The sequence below is a fragment of the Pseudomonas sp. A2 genome, assembly GCF_023100865.1.
In the GTDB taxonomy this organism is placed as follows: domain Bacteria; phylum Pseudomonadota; class Gammaproteobacteria; order Pseudomonadales; family Pseudomonadaceae; genus Aquipseudomonas; species Aquipseudomonas asiatica.
This window is the reverse complement of sequence record NZ_CP039127.1, coordinates 1,091,492-1,108,386: the sequence shown is the minus strand read 5'-3', so window position 1 is coordinate 1,108,386 and position 16,895 is coordinate 1,091,492. Positions and strand designations below refer to the sequence as shown.

Annotated in this window: 14 protein-coding genes; 10 read left to right on the top strand and 4 right to left on the bottom strand. The window is 62.8% G+C overall.

Going from position 1 to position 16,895, the window contains the following annotated elements; genetic code table 11:
• Nucleotides 1–5: 5 nt before the first annotated feature.
• Nucleotides 6–380 (top strand): carboxymuconolactone decarboxylase family protein, encoded by a 375-nt coding sequence (locus E5221_RS05215; protein WP_061551947.1) that lies wholly within the window; start codon nucleotides 6–8, stop codon nucleotides 378–380.
• Nucleotides 381–506: 126 nt separating this feature from the next.
• Here E5221_RS05215 and E5221_RS05210 read toward each other — a convergent pair whose 3' ends face one another.
• The 4 genes from E5221_RS05210 to E5221_RS05195 form a co-directional block, all read right to left on the bottom strand.
• Nucleotides 507–1,865, bottom strand: coding sequence for an amino acid permease (locus E5221_RS05210; protein ID WP_061551946.1), 1,359 nt, complete (start codon nucleotides 1,863–1,865; stop codon nucleotides 507–509).
• A 55-nt stretch (nucleotides 1,866–1,920) separates the two neighbouring features.
• The gene (locus tag E5221_RS05205; RefSeq protein WP_247846956.1) at nucleotides 1,921–2,862 is read right to left on the bottom strand and encodes an AEC family transporter; all 942 of its coding nucleotides are present in this window, start codon (nucleotides 2,860–2,862) and stop codon (nucleotides 1,921–1,923) included.
• 215 nt (nucleotides 2,863–3,077) lie between these two features.
• Complete coding sequence (locus E5221_RS05200) at nucleotides 3,078–3,638, bottom strand: response regulator transcription factor (protein WP_015269045.1); 561 nt, start codon at nucleotides 3,636–3,638, stop codon at nucleotides 3,078–3,080.
• A complete protein-coding gene (locus E5221_RS05195; RefSeq protein WP_003257889.1) occupies nucleotides 3,638–4,894 on the bottom strand; it encodes an ATP-binding protein in 1,257 nt (418 codons plus the stop codon). The genes E5221_RS05200 and E5221_RS05195 overlap by 1 nt, the downstream gene beginning before the upstream one ends.
• 202 nt (nucleotides 4,895–5,096) lie before the next feature.
• On the opposite strand from E5221_RS05195, the gene E5221_RS05190 reads away from it, so the two are divergent.
• The 9 genes from E5221_RS05190 to E5221_RS05150 all read left to right on the top strand — a co-directional run bounded on the left by E5221_RS05190 (nucleotide 5,097) and on the right by E5221_RS05150 (nucleotide 16,856).
• Entirely contained in the window at nucleotides 5,097–5,813 is a 717-nt protein-coding gene (locus E5221_RS05190) for an SIMPL domain-containing protein (protein WP_015269044.1), read from the top strand.
• 391 nt (nucleotides 5,814–6,204) lie between these two features.
• On the top strand, nucleotides 6,205–7,830 hold the full coding sequence (locus tag E5221_RS05185) for an ABC transporter substrate-binding protein (RefSeq protein ID WP_247846955.1): 1,626 nt from the start codon (nucleotides 6,205–6,207) through the stop codon (nucleotides 7,828–7,830).
• Nucleotides 7,831–7,976: 146 nt separating this feature from the next.
• Nucleotides 7,977–9,569, top strand: a complete 1,593-nt coding sequence (locus E5221_RS05180) for an ABC transporter substrate-binding protein (RefSeq protein WP_247846954.1) — start codon at nucleotides 7,977–7,979, stop codon at nucleotides 9,567–9,569.
• 233 nt (nucleotides 9,570–9,802) lie between these two features.
• Nucleotides 9,803–11,182: an OprD family porin gene (locus E5221_RS05175; RefSeq protein ID WP_061551942.1), complete on the top strand. Its 1,380-nt coding sequence runs from the start codon at nucleotides 9,803–9,805 to the stop codon at nucleotides 11,180–11,182.
• A 77-nt stretch (nucleotides 11,183–11,259) separates the two neighbouring features.
• The gene (locus E5221_RS05170) at nucleotides 11,260–12,870 is read left to right on the top strand and encodes an ABC transporter substrate-binding protein (RefSeq protein WP_247846953.1); all 1,611 of its coding nucleotides are present in this window, start codon (nucleotides 11,260–11,262) and stop codon (nucleotides 12,868–12,870) included.
• Between the two features lie 91 nt (nucleotides 12,871–12,961).
• A complete protein-coding gene (locus tag E5221_RS05165) occupies nucleotides 12,962–13,972 on the top strand; it encodes an ABC transporter permease subunit (protein WP_012316108.1) in 1,011 nt (336 codons plus the stop codon).
• A 10-nt stretch (nucleotides 13,973–13,982) separates the two neighbouring features.
• Nucleotides 13,983–14,909: an ABC transporter permease subunit gene (locus tag E5221_RS05160; protein ID WP_247846952.1), complete on the top strand. Its 927-nt coding sequence runs from the start codon at nucleotides 13,983–13,985 to the stop codon at nucleotides 14,907–14,909.
• A 10-nt stretch (nucleotides 14,910–14,919) separates the two neighbouring features.
• Complete coding sequence (locus tag E5221_RS05155; protein ID WP_054573153.1) at nucleotides 14,920–15,888, top strand: ABC transporter ATP-binding protein; 969 nt, start codon at nucleotides 14,920–14,922, stop codon at nucleotides 15,886–15,888.
• Nucleotides 15,888–16,856: a peptide ABC transporter ATP-binding protein gene (locus E5221_RS05150; protein ID WP_247846951.1), complete on the top strand. Its 969-nt coding sequence runs from the start codon at nucleotides 15,888–15,890 to the stop codon at nucleotides 16,854–16,856. Before E5221_RS05155 ends, E5221_RS05150 begins: the two co-directional genes overlap by 1 nt.
• The last annotated feature ends 39 nt before the right edge of the window (nucleotides 16,857–16,895 follow it).

The window sequence follows — 16,895 nt, the reverse complement described above, 5'->3', positions numbered from 1 at the left end:
ACAACATGGCTGATAGCAAGAAAACCGGCGAACAGATTCGGCGGCAGGTGATGGGCGATGCGTTCGTCGACCGCGCCCTGGGCAATGCCACCGACTTTACCCAGCCGCTGCAGGACTTCGTCAACGAACATGCCTGGGGCAGCGTGTGGGCCCGCGATGGGCTGCCGTTGAAAACCCGCAGCCTGATTACCCTGGCCACGCTGACCGCACTCAAGTGCCCGCAGGAGCTCAAGGGGCATGTGCGCGGGGCGCTGAACAATGGCTGTACGGTGGAGGAAGTTCGCGAAGCGCTGCTGCATTGCGCGGTGTATGCAGGGGTGCCGGCGGCGATTGATGCGTTCCGTGCGGCACAGGAAGTGATCGACAGCTATCAAGGCTGACCCAGCCTTTTTCAGGCCCGGCCTCTTCGCGGGTAAACCCGCTCCCACAGGTACTGCACAGGTCTTAGAGCCTGTGGAATCCCTGTGGGAGCGGGCGTGCCCGCGAAGAGGCCGGTACTGTGTTACCTACCTGGTCTGGCGAGCCTTCTTCATCTTGAAGGCCACCCACAGCACCAGGATCCACCCCGGAATCAGCATCACCGAGATGCGAATCGGCGGGGTCAGGTACATCACCACCAGGATCAGCACGATGAACGCCAGGCACAGGTAGTTGGTTATCGGGTGCCCCCAGCTCTTGTAGAACGGGGTAATCCCGGCCGCCAGCTTGGCCTTGCGGAACTTCAGGTGGGTGATGCTGATGCTCGCCCAGTTGATCACCAGCGCCGACACCGCCAGGGCCATCAGCAAACCAAAGGCTTCACCCGGCATCAGGTAGTTGATCAGTACGCATAGCCCGGTGGCAAAAGCCGATACACCCAGCGCGGTCAGCGGCACGCCGCTACGGCTTACCTTCAGCAACTGACGCGGTGCATCGCCCTGGCTGGCCAGGCCGAACAGCATGCGGCTGTTGGCGTACACGCAGCTGTTGTACACCGACAGCGCCGCCGTCAGCACCACGATATTGAGGATGGTCGCCACCAGGTCACTGTCCAGTTCATGGAAGATCATCACGAACGGGCTGCCACCCTGCACCACCTTCTGCCATGGGTACAGCGACAGCAGCACCGCCAGGGCACCGATATAGAAAATGAGGATACGGTACACCACCTGGTTGGTGGCCTTTGGGATGCTCTGACGCGGGTTGTCGGCCTCGGCGGCGGTGATACCCACCAGCTCCAGGCCACCAAACGAGAACATGATCACTGCCAGTGCCATCACCAGGCCGGTGACGCCGTTGGGGAAGAAACCGCCGTACTGCCAGAGGTTGGCCACGCTGGCGTCCGGGCCGCCATGGCCGCTGGTCAGCAGCCAGGCGCCGAAGCCGATCATGCTGACGATGGCCACCACCTTGACCAGGGCGAACCAGAACTCCATCTCGCCGTAGACCTTAACCTGGGTGAGGTTGATCAGGTTGATCACCACGAAGAAGATCGCCGCCGTTGCCCAGGTGGGGAAGCCGGGCCACCAGTACTGCACGTAGATGCCCACCGCGGTAAGCTCGGCCATGCCGACCAGTACGTACACCACCCAGTAGTTCCAGCCCGAAACAAACCCGGCAAACTCGCTCCAGTACTGGTGGGCGAAGTGGCTGAAGCTGCCGGCCACGGGCTCTTCAACAACCATTTCACCGAGCTGGCGCATGATCAGGAAGGCCATCAGGCCGGCAATGGCGTAGCCCAGCAGGACGGAGGGGCCCGCCAGCTGGATGGTCTGGGCAATGCCCAGGAACAACCCGGTACCGATGGCCCCGCCCAGCGCGATCAGCTGGATATGGCGATTCTTCAGCCCGCGCTGTAACCGCTCGGGCGTGCTCTGGTCTTGCATGAAGTGTCCTTTAGCTCAGTGAGGCTGTGTTTTTGTGTTGTTTGCAGTCAAGGATCTAGATCCATCCGCCCCACTGCAAGATGAAAATACCAATGTTGGTGGTGATCGCCGCCATTAGCGTGGTAATCACGATGATCGATGCAGCCAGCTCATGGTTGCCGTTCGCCGCCCGCGCCATGACGTAGCTGGCAGCTGCAGTCGGGCTGCCGATGTACAGGAACAGGATGCCCAGCTCGGCGCCGCGGAAGCCGCATAGCCAGGCACCGAGGGTACCCAGCAGCGGTAGCCAGACCATCTTCACCAGGCTGGCGTCGATGGCCAGCCTGCCACTGTCGCGCAGTGCCGCCATCGACAGCGTGCCACCGATGCAGATCAGCGCCAGCGGCAGGGTCATCTGCGCCAGGTAATCGCCCGAGGTCAGCAGCCAGTTGGGCAGCGGCACCTGGCCGTAGGCCATGGGCGTGGCCACCAGCACACTGATGATCAGCGGGTTGCTGAAGATGCTCTTGCAGATGCTCCACGGGTCGGACTTCAGGTCCTGGCTGTAAACCGCCAGCACCACTGCCGACAACGAGTTGTACATGAGGATGACCAGGCCGGCGAGTACCGCCCCCAGGGAGATGCCGTAGTCGCCGTAGAGACTGGCGGCCAGGGCCAGGCCGATCACGCCGTTGTTCCCACGGAATGCGCCCTGGGTATAGATGCCCCGGTCGGCCAGCGGGCTGCGCCAGATGGCCATGCCCCAGGCAATGGCGAAGCCGGCCAGGGTGGCGACGATGAAATAGAGAAGGACGCCGGGTTTGACCGCCGTGGCCAGGTCGGCGTGGTAGATGCCGAGGAACAGCAACGCCGGCATGCACACGTTGAACACCAGTTGCGAGGCTACGCGGTTGAAATTGTCGTCGATCAGGCGGATACGTTTGAGCAGCACGCCCATGAACAGCATGGCGAAGACCGGGGCCGTGATGTTCAACGTCTGGATAAGAAGGGCGAGCATGCGCAAGCGATCCTGGAGGGGTTGCCGTTAGGGGGCTAATGATACGCCAACGGCCGGGACTTGCGGGGATCGCGGGGTGATAAAGAGAAGTTTCTGGCAGTTACGGCCCTTTCGCGGGTAAACCCGCTCCTACAGGTACTGCACAGGTCTGGAGGCCTGTGAACACCTGTAAGAGCGGGTTTACCCGCGAAGAGGCCGGCACTGCCAGTACTGAATCAGCGCCGAACCGGGCGCTTCTGCAGTTTGCGCTGCAAGGTCCGCCGGTGCATGCCCAGCGCCCGCGCGGTGGCCGAGATATTGCCCTCGTGCTCGTTCAGTACGCGCTGGATATGCTCCCATTGCAGGCGGTCGACCGACATCGGGTTTTCCGGCACCAGGCTGTCCAGGTCGGTGTGCTCTGACAGCAACGCAGCCAGCACATCATCGGCATCGGCCGGCTTGCACAGGTAGTTGCAGGCACCACGCTTGACCGCTTCCACCGCAGTGGCAATGCTCGAGTAACCGGTCAGGATCACCACGCGCATTTCCGGGTCCAGCTCCAGCAGCTTGGGCAGCAGCACCAGGCCGGAGTCGCCCTCCATCTTCAGGTCCAGCGTGGCGTAGTCCGGCAGGTCCTGCTGGGCCAGGATCAACCCTTCTTCGGCAGAGCTGGCGGTGCTTACGCGGAAACCGCGGCGGCTCATGGCCCGGGCCATGACCCGGGTGAAGGTGGCATCGTCATCCACCAGCAGCAGGTGCGGCAGCTCTTCGCCTTCGACCTGGTTTTCTTCGCTCATCATTCATCTCCTCGCTTGCCATAGGGCAGGCGCAGTTCGGTCAGGGTGCCACCCTGTTCATGACTATAGAGTTTCACCGAACCGCCCGCACGGGTCACGCTGGCCTTGCTCAAGAACAGGCCCAGGCCGAAGCCTTTGCCCTTGGTGGTAATGAAGGGTTTGCCGATGGCCTCGGCGATCGCCGGCGGCACGCCGGGGCCGTGGTCACGGATGCTGATGACGATGTCATGGGTGTCCCAGTCCAGGCGCACTTCAAGGTCGTCGGGGCAGGCATCGGCGGCATTGTTCAACAGGTTCAACAGCGCCTGGGTCAGGTCCGGCGGCGGGGTCAGGCGCGGCACCTGGCCGTCGCGCAAGCGCTGGAAGCGGTAGCTGGCTTCCGGGCGCATCAGGTGCCAACGGTTGAGCGCTTCGTCCAGCCAGGCCGTGACATCCTGCTCCACCACGGCCAGGCGGCGGTTGGCTTCGGCGGCGCGTACCAGCTGTTGCAGGGTTTCCTTGCACAGCTTCACCTGGTCCTGAAGGATCTGCAGGTCTTCCTGCAGCAAGGGGTCGGCGTGGTCCTGGCGCATTTCGTTCAGCAGCACGCTCATGGTCGCCAACGGTGTGCCCAGCTCATGGGCGGCACCGGCGGCCTGGGTGGCCACGGCCAGCAGCTGCTCGTCGCGCAGGCTTTCTTCACGCCGCTCGGAACGCAGTTGCTCCTGGCGGCGCAGCTCTTCGGCCATGCGTGCGGCAAAGAAGGTGATCACCGCCGCGGCCAGGGCAATACTCAGCCACATGCCATACACCTGCATCTTGTCCCGCGCCATCGGCAGGCCTTCGAGCGGGTAGAACTGCACCAGCAGCAGGCTGTAGGCGGTCAGGGCAATGCCGGACAGGATCAGCGAATACAGCCACGGCAAGGTAACTGCGGCAATCGCCAGCGGCACCAGGTAATACGAAACGAACGGGTTGGTCGAACCGCCGGAGTAGTACAGCAAGGCACTGTGGATCAGCAGGTCGCAGGCCAGTTGCAGGGCATATTCCAGCTCGGTGACTGGCAGCGACAGGCGCAGGCGCAGGGCCGTGAAGGCGCACAGCAGCGAAGACAAGGCCAAGGTGCCGGCCAGCGACAGCCAGGGCAAAGGCAGCAGTTCGGTCCAGTAGGCGACGCCCACGGAGCCGGCCTGGGCAGCCAGGACCAGGACCCGAATGACGGTCAGGCGCCAGAGGTTCTGGCGAGTAGCGGACAGCGGTTGTACGGCGGCGAGCATGAGCTCTCCTGATGAGTGCTCCAGAAAAATCGGCTGGAGTATACCGAAGCCAGGCGCCTCGCTGCAGCGATGCGGCAAAGCGCCACACTTTGTCACAGGTTCATGATGGCACTTTTGAACCCACTACACTGTTGCCGGTCTGATGGGCCATGCGTGGAATGAATGGCCACAACCCACGCCTTATATTGCCAAGGAGTACCACATGCAAATCCCACGTCGCGGCACCGCCCTGATCCTGTCCTGCGGCCTGCTCGCCAGCCTGCCGGCGCTGGCTGCCGATGAGCCGCGCTACAATCAGGTCTCGCTGCGTGCCGAGGTCAGCAAGGAAGTGGCGCGCGACCTGATGGTCGTTACCCTGTACAGCGAAGCGCAGAACACCGACCCGGGCAAGCTCGCCAAGCAGATCACCGAGACCATGAACAAGGCCGTACAGCAGTCGCGCCAGGTCAAGGACGTGAAGATCAGCCAGGGTAGCCGCAACAGCTACCCGGTATATGACAGCAAGGGCCAGAAGATCACCGGCTGGCGCGAGCGCGCCGAGTTGCGCCTGGAAAGCGCCAACTTCCCTGCCCTGTCGCAACTGACCGCCGACTTGCTGCAAGAGCTGAAGATGGGGGGCATGGACTTCTCCATCGCCCCGGCCACGCGCAAGGCCAGCGAGGATGCACTGCTCAAGGATGCGGTGGATGCCTTCAAGGCACGCGCGCAACTGGCTACCGAGGCACTGGGTGGCAAGGGCTACAAGGTGGTCAGCCTGAACCTCAACAGCAGCGGTTACCCGCGCCCTTACCTGCGCAGTGCGCCGATGGCGATGAAGGCCATGGGGGCTGATGAGTCGGCACCGGCGCCGGATATCGAGGCAGGGACCAGTGAAGTGAGCATGAATGCCGATGGCCTGATCGAAGTGCAGATGCCTTGAGTTCGCCGGGGGCGCATTGCGCCCCTATCGCCGGCAAGCCAGCTCCCACAGATACACCACAGGTTTCAGCCCTTGTGTTGTACCTGTGGGGCTGGCTTGCCGGCGATGAGGTCAGTCGAAAAAGCGCAGATTCAGACATTTCCTACGCACCAATAAGGTGCTTCCTACGCCAACCCCGCCTCGAAATATCCCGCAAAAAGCCATCATTTTGCCTACGCAAACGTTTAACTTCTTCGAAAGTTATATCAATGCGACATCCATGTACGCCCGTACCACTTTTCTGGCGCCAACTATCCCTCCGCATATTGCATTGGGAACACCCCCTGCATAAGTATCCGCAGGTCGGCTCACGAGGCCACCTCAATCGAAAAATGACAACAATGAGGCCACCATGCTCAAACACGCAGTCATTCCGTTCCTGCTAGGCGCAGGCTTGCTCTCCGGCGCACCGTCGGCCCTCGCAGCGTCCAACCTGGTGTTCTGCTCCGAAGGCAGCCCGGCCGGCTTCGACCCGGGCCAATACACCACAGGGACTGACTTTGACGCCTCGGCCGAGACCGTGTTCAACCGCTTGACCCAGTTCGAACGTGGCGGCACGGCAGTCATCCCGGGTCTGGCAACCAAGTGGGAAGTCTCCGACGACGGAAAGACCTACACCTTCCACCTGCGCGAAGGGGTCAAGTTCCACACCACCGACTACTTCAAGCCCACCCGCAACTTCAACGCCGACGACGTGCTGTTCACCTTCAACCGCATGCTCGACAAGGTCCACCCGTTCCGCAAGGCCTACCCCACCGAGTTCCCATACTTCACCGACATGGGCATGGACAAGAACATCGCCAAGCTGGAAAAGCTCGACGAACATACCGTCAGGTTCACCCTCAACGAAGTCGACGCCGCATTCATTCAGAACCTGGCCATGAGCTTCGCCTCGATCCAGTCCGCCGAATACGCCGACCAGTTGCTCAAGGACGGCAAGGCCGCCGACATCAACCAGAAGCCGATCGGCACTGGCCCGTTCGTATTCAGCAAGTACCAGAAGGACGCGCAGATCCGCTTCAAGGGCAACAAGGACTACTGGCAACCTGATGACGTGAAGATCGACAACCTGATCTTCGCCATCACCACCGACGCCTCTGTGCGCATGCAGAAGCTGAAGAAGAACGAGTGCCAGGTCACCCTGTTCCCGCGCCCTGCCGACATCCAGCCGCTGAAACAGGACCCCAAGCTGCAGATGCCGCAGCAAGCCGGTTTCAACCTCGGCTACATCGCCTACAACGTGATGGACAAGGTCAAGGGCAGCAACGAGCCCAACCCGCTGGCCCAGCTGAAAGTCCGCGAGGCGCTGGACATGGCCGTGGACAAGAAAAAGATCATCGAGTCGGTCTACCAGGGCGCCGGCCAACTGGCGGTCAACGCCATGCCCCCGACCCAGTGGTCCTATGACGACAGCATCAAGGACGCGCCATTCGACCCTGAAAAAGCCAAGCAACTGCTCAAGGAAGCCGGCATCAAGGAAGGCACCGAAATCACCCTGTGGGCGATGCCCGTGCAACGCCCGTACAACCCCAATGCCAAGCTGATGGCCGAGATGCTGCAATCCGACTGGGCCAAGGTCGGCATCAAGGCCAAGATCGTCAGCTATGAATGGGGCGAGTACATCAAGCGCTCCAAAGGCGGCGAACAGGGCGCCATGCTGATCGGCTGGAGCGGTGACAACGGTGACCCGGATAACTGGCTGGGCACCCTGTACGGCTGCGACGCCATGAACGGCAACAACTTCTCCAAATGGTGCTACAAGCCCTACGACGACCTGATCAAGCAGGCCAAGGCCACTTCCGACCAGGCCAAGCGCACCGAGTTGTATCAGCAGGCACAGCACATCCTCAAGGAGCAGGTGCCGATCACCCCGATCGCCCACTCCACCGTGTACCAGCCCATGAGCGCCAAGGTGAAGGACTTCAAGATCAGCCCGTTCGCGCTGAACTCCTTCTACGGCGTCAGCGTGGACAAATAGGCTAGCCAAGGCACCCGCCGAGCGGCGGGTGCCCCGCCAACCTCGTCCCCCTCCATGTCGTCCCGCCGTCATCCGCAGCGGGGTCGGCGACCTGTTGCCGCCATTCGTACCCCGAGGCGGCGCAAACAGACGTAAAAGGACTTGCCATGCGCCATACCACCCGAGTTTCCGCCCTGCTGGCCCTCGGCCTGATCAGCCAATCGCCGGCGCTGCTGGCCAACAACCTGGTGTTCTGTTCCGAAGGCAGCCCCGCCGGCTTCGACACTGCCCAGTACACCAGCGCCACCGACAACGACGCCGCCGAACCGATCTACAACCGCCTGGTCGAGTTCGAACGCGGCGGCACTGCCGTGCACCCTGCCCTGGCGACCCGCTGGGAGGTGTCCGAAGATGGCCTGCGCTACACCTTCCACCTGCGCGAAGGGGTGAAGTTCCACAGCAACAAGGCCTTTGCACCGAGCCGCAACTTCAACGCCGACGACGTGCTGTTCACCTTCAACCGCATGCTCGACAAGAACCACCCGTTCCGCCAGGCCTACCCGACCGAGTTCCCCTATTTCATCAGCATGGGCCTGGACAAGAACATCGCCCGTGTCGAAAAGACCGGTCCACTGACCGTGGTGTTCACCCTGAACAAGGTCGATGCCGCGTTCATCCAGAACCTGGCCATGAGCTTCGCCTCGATCCTCTCTGCCGAATACGCCGAACAGTTGATGACCAGCGGGCGCCCCAGCGACATCAACCAGCAACCGATCGGCACCGGCCCGTTCGTGTTCCAGCGTTATCAGAAGGATTCGCAGATCCGCTACAAAGGCAACAAGGCCTATTGGTCACCGCAGGACGTGAAGATCGACAACCTGGTGTTCTCGATCAACATCGACCCTTCGGTGCGCATCCAGAAGCTGCGCCGCAACGAATGCCAGGTCACCCTCCACCCGCGCCCCGCAGATCTCCCGGCGCTCAAGGCCGACAGCAAACTGCAGGTGCTGCAACAGCCTGGCTTCAACCTCGGCTATATCGCCTACAACACTCAACACCCACCGTTCGACCGGTTGGAAGTGCGCCAGGCAATGGACATGGCAGTGAACAAGCAGGCGATCATCCAGGCTGTGTATCAGGATTCCGGCCAGCTGGCAGTCAACGCCATGCCGCCGACCCAGTGGTCCTATGACGACAGCATCAAGGACGCCCCCTTCGATCCGGAAAAGGCCAAACAGCTACTGCAGCAGGCCGGAGTCAAGCCGGGTACCGAGATCACCCTGTGGGCCATGCCGGTGCAGCGCCCGTACAACCCAAACGCCAAGCTGATGGCGGAAATGCTCCAGGCCGACTGGAGCAAGCTCGGCTTCAAGGTGCGCATTGTCAGCTATGAATGGGGCGAGTACCTCAAGCGCATGAAAAGCGGCGAGCACGATATTGCCCTGATCGGCTGGACCGGGGACAACGGCGACCCGGACAACTGGCTGGGCACCCTCTACAACTGCGATGCCATCGGCAGCAACAACTACTCGCTGTGGTGCGATCGGCAGTACGACAGCCTGGTCAAGCAGGCCAAGCAGGTCACCGACCGCGCGCAGCGCACCGCCCTGTACCAGCAGGCCCAGCAGCGGCTCAAGCAGCAGGTGCCGATTACCCCGGTGGCACATTCAACGGTCAACCAACCGCTGAGCATCAAGGTTTCCGAATTCAAGGTCAGCCCTTTCGGGCGCAACGATTTTTCCGGTGTGAGTGTTGATTGATCTTTAACCCTCAAGGGCCTCTTCGCGGGTAAACCCGCTCCCACAGATACGGCGCACATGCCGAAACCTGTGGTGCCCCTGTGGGAGCGGGTTTACCCGCGAAAGGGCCGGCACAGCCAACACAACGCCCCGATTCTGCCCGGTGACCCCGGGCAACCCTGGCAACACCGCAGCAAGAAGCCCGGCCCACAAGGCCAGGCAATAACTAGAAGAACAGAAAGGGAGCTTTAACCTTGAGATTATTCACCTTGACCGCACTGGCGTTATCCATCAGTGCCTTATCCACCGTGACCCAGGCCGACCCGCAAAGCCAGGAATACGTGCCCATCACACTAAAAGGCAGCAGCGAGCAGGAGCAGGCCAGCGGCTTTGTCGACGGCCAGAGCCTTTCCGGCAGCACCCGCAACTGGTACGCCCGCGAGCGCGCCACACGCGCCCCGCTGTGGAAGTACTACAAGAGCGACGGCACCCGCCACGACACCCACAGCCGCGAGAACTGGGTGCAGGGCACCATCCTCAACTACAGCTCCGGTTTCACCCAGGGCACCGTCGGCTTCGCCGTCGAAGCCGCCGGTTACAATGCCATCGCCCTGCTGCAAAACCGCGAGGACGTCGCCGGCCCCAACAACCGCACCCTGACCCACAGCGACGGCGACCCGGTCGGCCAGTGGAGCAAGATGGGCCTGGCCAACGTCAAGGCGCGGGTGTCCAACACCACGCTCACCGTCGGCCGCCAATCGGTGGACACGCCGATGATCGCCTACATCGGCAACCGCGCCCTGCCCTCGAGCTTCCAGGGCGCGTTCCTGCACAGCGCCGAATTCGACAACCTGAGCTTCGACCTGGGCACCTTCGACCGCGTCTCGCCACGTACCGAACAGAGCCTCAGCAAGTTCCGCACCGAGTACAGCGCCACTGGCGTGGAGACCGACCGCGCCAGCACCGCCGGCATCAACTATCAGCCGTTCAAGAGCCTGAGCACCAGCCTGTACGCCACCAAGGTCGACGACTTCTGGAACCAGTACTACTTCGGCGCCAACCATGTGCTCGGTGATAGTGCGGTGCTAAGCCTGAGCACCGGCCTGAACTACTACAAGACCGTCGACGCCGGCAGCAAGAAGATGGGCGAGATCGACAACGACACCTACAGCCTGTCGTTCGGCCTGACCCACCAGGCCCACACCCTCAGCGCCTCCTGGCAGCAGGTCAACGGCAACGAGTACTTCGACTACCTGCACGAAACCAACGGCATCTACCTGGCCAACTCGCTGCTGTCGGACTTCAACGGCCCCAACGAGAAATCGCTGCAGATTTCCTACGTGCTGAACATGGCGCCGTACGGCGTGCCGGGCCTGAAGTTCAACCTGTACAACGCCCGCGGCTGGGGCATCGATGGTACCCATTACCGCGGTACCGCCTACGACGTAAACGGCCTGGATGGCGAAACCCACTACGAGTGGGGCTTCGGCACCAGCTACGCGGTACAGAGCGGGCCATTGAAAGACACCAGCATCCGTGCCACCTACACCGCGCACCGCGCCAGCAAGGCCCAGGGCGATGGCAGCCTGGATGAGTTCCGGGTGGTTACCACCATTCCATTCAACATTCTCTGACCGCCGGCGCCACGGCCTGCTTCGCTGCGGGCCGTGGCGGCTACGCTGGAATCAATGCAAGCAGGGAGTTTCAACCCATGCAGAGAGCTTTCATGAAATCGCGGCCACTGCGCCTGGCCCTGGCCGCACTGCTTCTGGGCGGTGCCACGCAACTGGCGGCCAAACCATTGGTGGTGTGCACCGAAGCCAGCCCGGAAGGGTTCGACATCGTCCAGTACACCACTGCGGTCACCGCCGATGCCTCGGCCGAGACGGTGTTCAATCGCCTGGTCGACTTCAAGCCCGGTACCACCGAAGTCCAGCCGGCCCTGGCCGAGCGTTGGGACATTTCAGCCGATGGCCTGACCTACACCTTCCATCTGCGCCAGGGCGTGAAGTTCCACACTACCGACTACTTCAAGCCCACCCGCGACTTCAACGCCGATGACGTCCTGTGGAGCCTCAATCGCCAGCTCGATCCGAACCATCCATGGCATGACAAGACCAGCGTCGGATACCCGTACTTCGAGAGCATGGGCTTCAAGGACCTGCTCAAGTCGGTCAGCAAGGCCGACGAGCACACCGTGGTAATTACCCTTACCCGACCGGAAGCGCCGTTCCTGCGCGACATGGCCATGGGCTTCACCTCGATCTACTCCGCCGAATACGGCGACCAGTTGCTCAAGGCTGGCAAGGCTGCCGAGTTGAACAGCAAGCCGATCGGCACCGGCCCGTTCATCTTCCAGCGTTACAACAAGGATGCCCAGGTTCGCTTCAAGCCTAACCCGGACTATTTCCGCGGCAAGCCGCCGGCCGATGCGCTGGTCTTCGCCATCGCTACCGACAGCAATGTGCGCCTGCAGAAACTGCGCGCCAACGAGTGCCAGGTAGCGCTCTATCCCAAGCCCGATGACGTGCCGTCGATCAAGCAGGACCCGAAACTCAAGGTCGAGGAGATCGAGGCCTTGGTCACCGGTTACATCTCGATGAACACCGAACACAAATACCTGAGCGACGTTCGCGTGCGCAAAGCCATCAACATGGCCTTCGACCGCCAGACCCATGTCGACCAATTGTTCGGCAAAGGCAACGCATTGCTCGGCGTGAACCCGTACCCGCCGACCATGATCGGCTACAACAACGAGAACAGAAACCCACCCCGCGACCTGGCCAAGGCGCGCGATCTGCTCAAGCAGGCGGGCGTGCCCGAAGGTACGGTAATCACCCTGTTCACGCGCAACGGCGGCGGCCCGACCAACCCCAACCCGCGCTTGTCTGCCGAGATGCTGCAGGCCGACCTCAAGCAGATCGGACTGAAGCTGGACATCCGCGTGATGGAGTGGGCCGAAATGCTGCGCCGGGCCAAGAAGGGCGAGGCCGACCTGGTGTCCACCGGCTGGGCCGGCGACAACGGCGACCCGGACAATTTCCTCAGCCCGCTGCTCAGTTGCGATGCCGCCAAAAGCGGCGAGAACTATGCACGCTGGTGCAACCCCAAGTTCCAGGAGCTGATCAGCCGCGCCCGCGAAGTGATCGACAACGACGAGCGTGCAAGGCTCTATAACGAGGCATTGAAAGTGTACGATGACGAACAACCCTGGATCAGCATGGCCCATCCGAAGATGTTCACCGCCATGCGTGACAACGTGGAGGGCTACGTGATCAACCCTCTGACCAACAACAACTTCGCCACCACCAAGGTGAAGTAGAACAACAACGACCGCCGGCAACCCACACGGGAACCGGCGGCACCACCGTAGCGGGCTGATCGCCCCACGGCCTGATGAGGTAACCCCGACAATGTTGAGCTTTATTGCCCGGCGCCTTGGCCTGCTGATACCGACCTTTTTCGGTATCACCTTGCTGACCTTCGCGCTCATACGCCTGATCCCCGGCGACCCGGTGGAAGTGATGATGGGCGAGCGCAGGGTCGACCCCGAAATGCATGCCCAGGCCATGGAGCGCCTGGGGTTGAACAAGCCGCTGCCGGTCCAGTACCTGGACTACGTCGGCAAGCTGGCCCAGGGTGACCTCGGTGAATCGCTGCGCACCCGCGAAAGCGTGTGGAGCGAGTTCCTCACCCTGTTCCCGGCCACTCTGGAACTGGCCTTTGCCGCCCTGTTGTTCGCCGGCATCGTCGGCCTGCTGGCCGGGGTGATCGCCGCGCTCAAGCGCGGTTCGCTGTTCGACCACGGGGTGATGGGCATTTCGCTGGCGGGTTATTCGATGCCGATCTTCTGGTGGGGCCTGATCCTGATCATGTTCTTCTCGGTAAGCCTGGGCTGGACCCCGGTGTCCGGGCGCATCGACCTGCTCTACGACATCGAGCCGAAGACCGGCTTCATGCTCATCGACACCCTGCTCAGCGACGAGGAAGGTGCATTCAAGGACGCGGTGATGCACCTGATCCTGCCGGCCATCGTGCTCGGCACCATCCCGCTGGCGGTGATTGCCCGCATGACCCGCTCGTCGATGCTCGAAGTGCTGCGCGAGGACTACATCCGCACCGCCCGCGCCAAAGGCCTGTCGCCGGCCCGCGTGGTGTTCGTGCACGGCCTGCGCAACGCGCTGATCCCGGTACTGACCGTATTCGGCCTGCAGGTCGGTACGTTGCTGGCCGGTGCGGTGCTGACCGAAACCATCTTTTCCTGGCCGGGCATCGGCAAGTGGCTGATCGAAGCCATCGGTGCCCGTGACTACCCCGTGGTCCAGAACGGCATCCTGTTGATCGCCTGCCTGGTGATCCTGGTCAACTTCGTCGTGGATATCCTCTACGGCCTGGCCAACCCACGCATCCGTCATCAGCGCTGAGGCCTTCGCCATGACTAGCCCGATTCCGAAATCCGTCACGCCGGCCAGCCCGGTGGACCAGAGCCTGCTCTACCCCTCGCCATACAAAGAATTCTGGCAAGCCTTCGCCCGCAACAAAGGTGCGGTGATGGGCCTGGCCTTCATGTGCCTGGTGGTGTTCTGCGCGCTGTTCGCGTCATGGGTCGCCCCGCACGACCCGAGCGAGCAGTACCGCGAATTCCTGCTGACCCCACCGGTGTGGCTCGAAGGTGGCAGCTGGCAGTTCATCCTCGGCACCGACGAGCTGGGCCGCGACCTGCTTTCGCGGCTGATCCAGGGCGCGCGGCTTTCGCTGCTGATCGGCCTGTCGTCGGTGGTGATGTCGCTGATCCCTGGCATCCTGCTGGGCCTGCTGGCCGGTTTCTTCCCGCAACTGCTCGGCCCGTCGATCATGCGCCTGATGGACGTGATGCTGGCCCTGCCCTCGCTGCTGCTGGCGGTGGCCATCGTCGCCATCCTCGGCCCAGGCCTGATCAACACCGTGATCGCCATTGCCATCGTGTCGTTGCCATCCTACGTGCGCCTGACCCGCGCCGCCGTGATGGGCGAGCTGAACCGCGACTACGTCACCGCCGCACGCCTGGCTGGTGCCGGGCTGCCACGGCTGATGTTCGTCACCGTGCTGCCCAACTGCATGGCACCGCTGATCGTGCAGGCCACCCTCAGCTTCTCCTCGGCCATCCTCGACGCCGCCGCCCTGGGCTTCCTTGGCCTTGGCGTACAGCCGCCGACCCCGGAGTGGGGCACCATGCTGGCTTCGGCCCGTGACTACATCGAGCGCGCCTGGTGGGTGGTGAGCCTGCCCGGCCTGACCATTCTGCTCAGTGTGCTGGCAATCAACCTGATGGGCGACGGCCTGCGCGATGCGCTGGACCCGAAACTCAAGAACGCCGCCTGAGGAGAACGCCATGTCACTGTTGCAGATCAACAACCTGAACGTGCGCTTCGGCGACACCAATGCGGTACCGGTGGTCGATGGCCTGGACCTGACGGTGGAAGCCGGCGAGATCCTGGCCATCGTCGGCGAATCCGGCTCGGGCAAGTCCGTGACCATGATGGCCCTGATGGGCCTGATCGACGCGCCCGGGCGCATCACCGCCGACTCGCTCACCTTCGACGGCACCGACATGCTCAAGCTCAGCGGTCGCCAGCGACGCAAGGTAGTGGGCAAGGACATCGCCATGGTTTTCCAGGACCCGATGACCGCGCTCAACCCCAGCTACACCGTGGGCTACCAGATCGAGGAAGTGCTGCGCCAGCACCTGGGCCTGAAGGGCAAGGCCGCGCGCCAGCGTGCCCTGGAGCTGCTGAAGAAGGTCGAGATCCCGGCTGCGGAAAGCCGCCTGGACGCCTACCCGCACCAGCTGTCCGGCGGCATGAGCCAGCGCGTGGCGATTGCCATGGCGATTGCCGGTGAGCCCAAGCTGCTGATTGCCGACGAACCCACCACTGCGCTGGACGTGACCATCCAGGCGCAGATCATGGAGCTGCTGGTCAACCTGCAGAAGGAGCGCAACATGGCGCTCATCCTGATCACCCACGACCTCGCCGTGGTCGCCGAAACGGCCAGGCGGGTGTGCGTGATGTACGCAGGCCAGGCCGTGGAAGTGGGCCAGGTGCCGGAGCTGTTCGACGTGCCCGCCCACCCCTACAGCGAAGCGTTGCTGGCGGCGATCCCCGAGCACAGCATTGGTGCCGAACGCCTGGCCACCCTGCCCGGCATCGTCCCCGGCCGCTACGACCGCCCCGTGGGTTGCCTGCTGTCACCGCGCTGCCCGTACGTGCAGGACAACTGCCGGCGCCAGCGCCCGCCCCTCGATCCCCAGGCCCATGGCCTGGTGCGTTGCTTCTACCCGCTGAACCAGGAGGTGGCGTGATGGCCGTCGTTCTATCCGCCCGGGAGCTGACCCGGCATTACGAAGTCTCCCGCGGGCTGTTCAAGGGGCACGCCCTGGTCCGCGCGCTGAATGGCGTGTCGTTCGAACTGGAGGCCGGCAAGACCCTGGCCGTGGTCGGCGAATCCGGCTGCGGCAAGTCGACCCTGGCCCGCGCCCTGACTCTGATCGAAGAGCCGTCGTCCGGCTCGCTGCAAATTGCCGGCACCGAAGTGAAAGGCGCCAGCAAGAGCGAGCGCAAGCAACTGCGCCGCGATGTGCAGATGGTGTTCCAGAGCCCCTACGCCTCGCTCAACCCACGGCAGAAGATTGGTGACCAGCTGGCCGAGCCGCTGCTGATCAACACCTCGCTGAGCAAGGCCGAGCGGCGAGAAAAGGTGCAGAAGATGATGGAACAGGTCGGCCTGCGCCCCGAGCATTACCAGCGTTACCCGCACATGTTCTCCGGTGGCCAGCGCCAACGTATTGCCCTGGCCCGGGCAATGATGCTGCAGCCCAAGGTGCTGGTGGCGGACGAGCCGACCTCGGCGCTGGACGTGTCGATCCAGGCCCAGGTGCTGAACCTGTTCATGGATTTGCAGAAGGAGTTCAACACTGCCTACGTGTTCATCTCGCACAACCTGGCGGTGGTGCGGCATGTGGCCGATCAGGTGCTGGTGATGTACCTCGGCCGACCGGCGGAGATGGGGCCGAAAGAAGATATCTACGAAAGGCCGTTGCACCCGTATACCCAGGCGCTGCTGTCGGCGACGCCGGCGATTCACCCGGACCCTTTGAAGCCGAAGATCCGCATTGCCGGGGAGTTGCCCAACCCGCTGAACCCGCCGGATGGGTGTGCGTTTCACAAGCGCTGCCCGTATGCGACCGAGCGGTGTGCCAATGAGGTGCCGGCGCTCAGGCAGGTGAGTACCCGGCAGGTGGCTTGTCACTATGCCGAGCAATTTCTCTAATCTTGTGAGGTGATACGCGAAGGGGACGAGAAAGCCGAT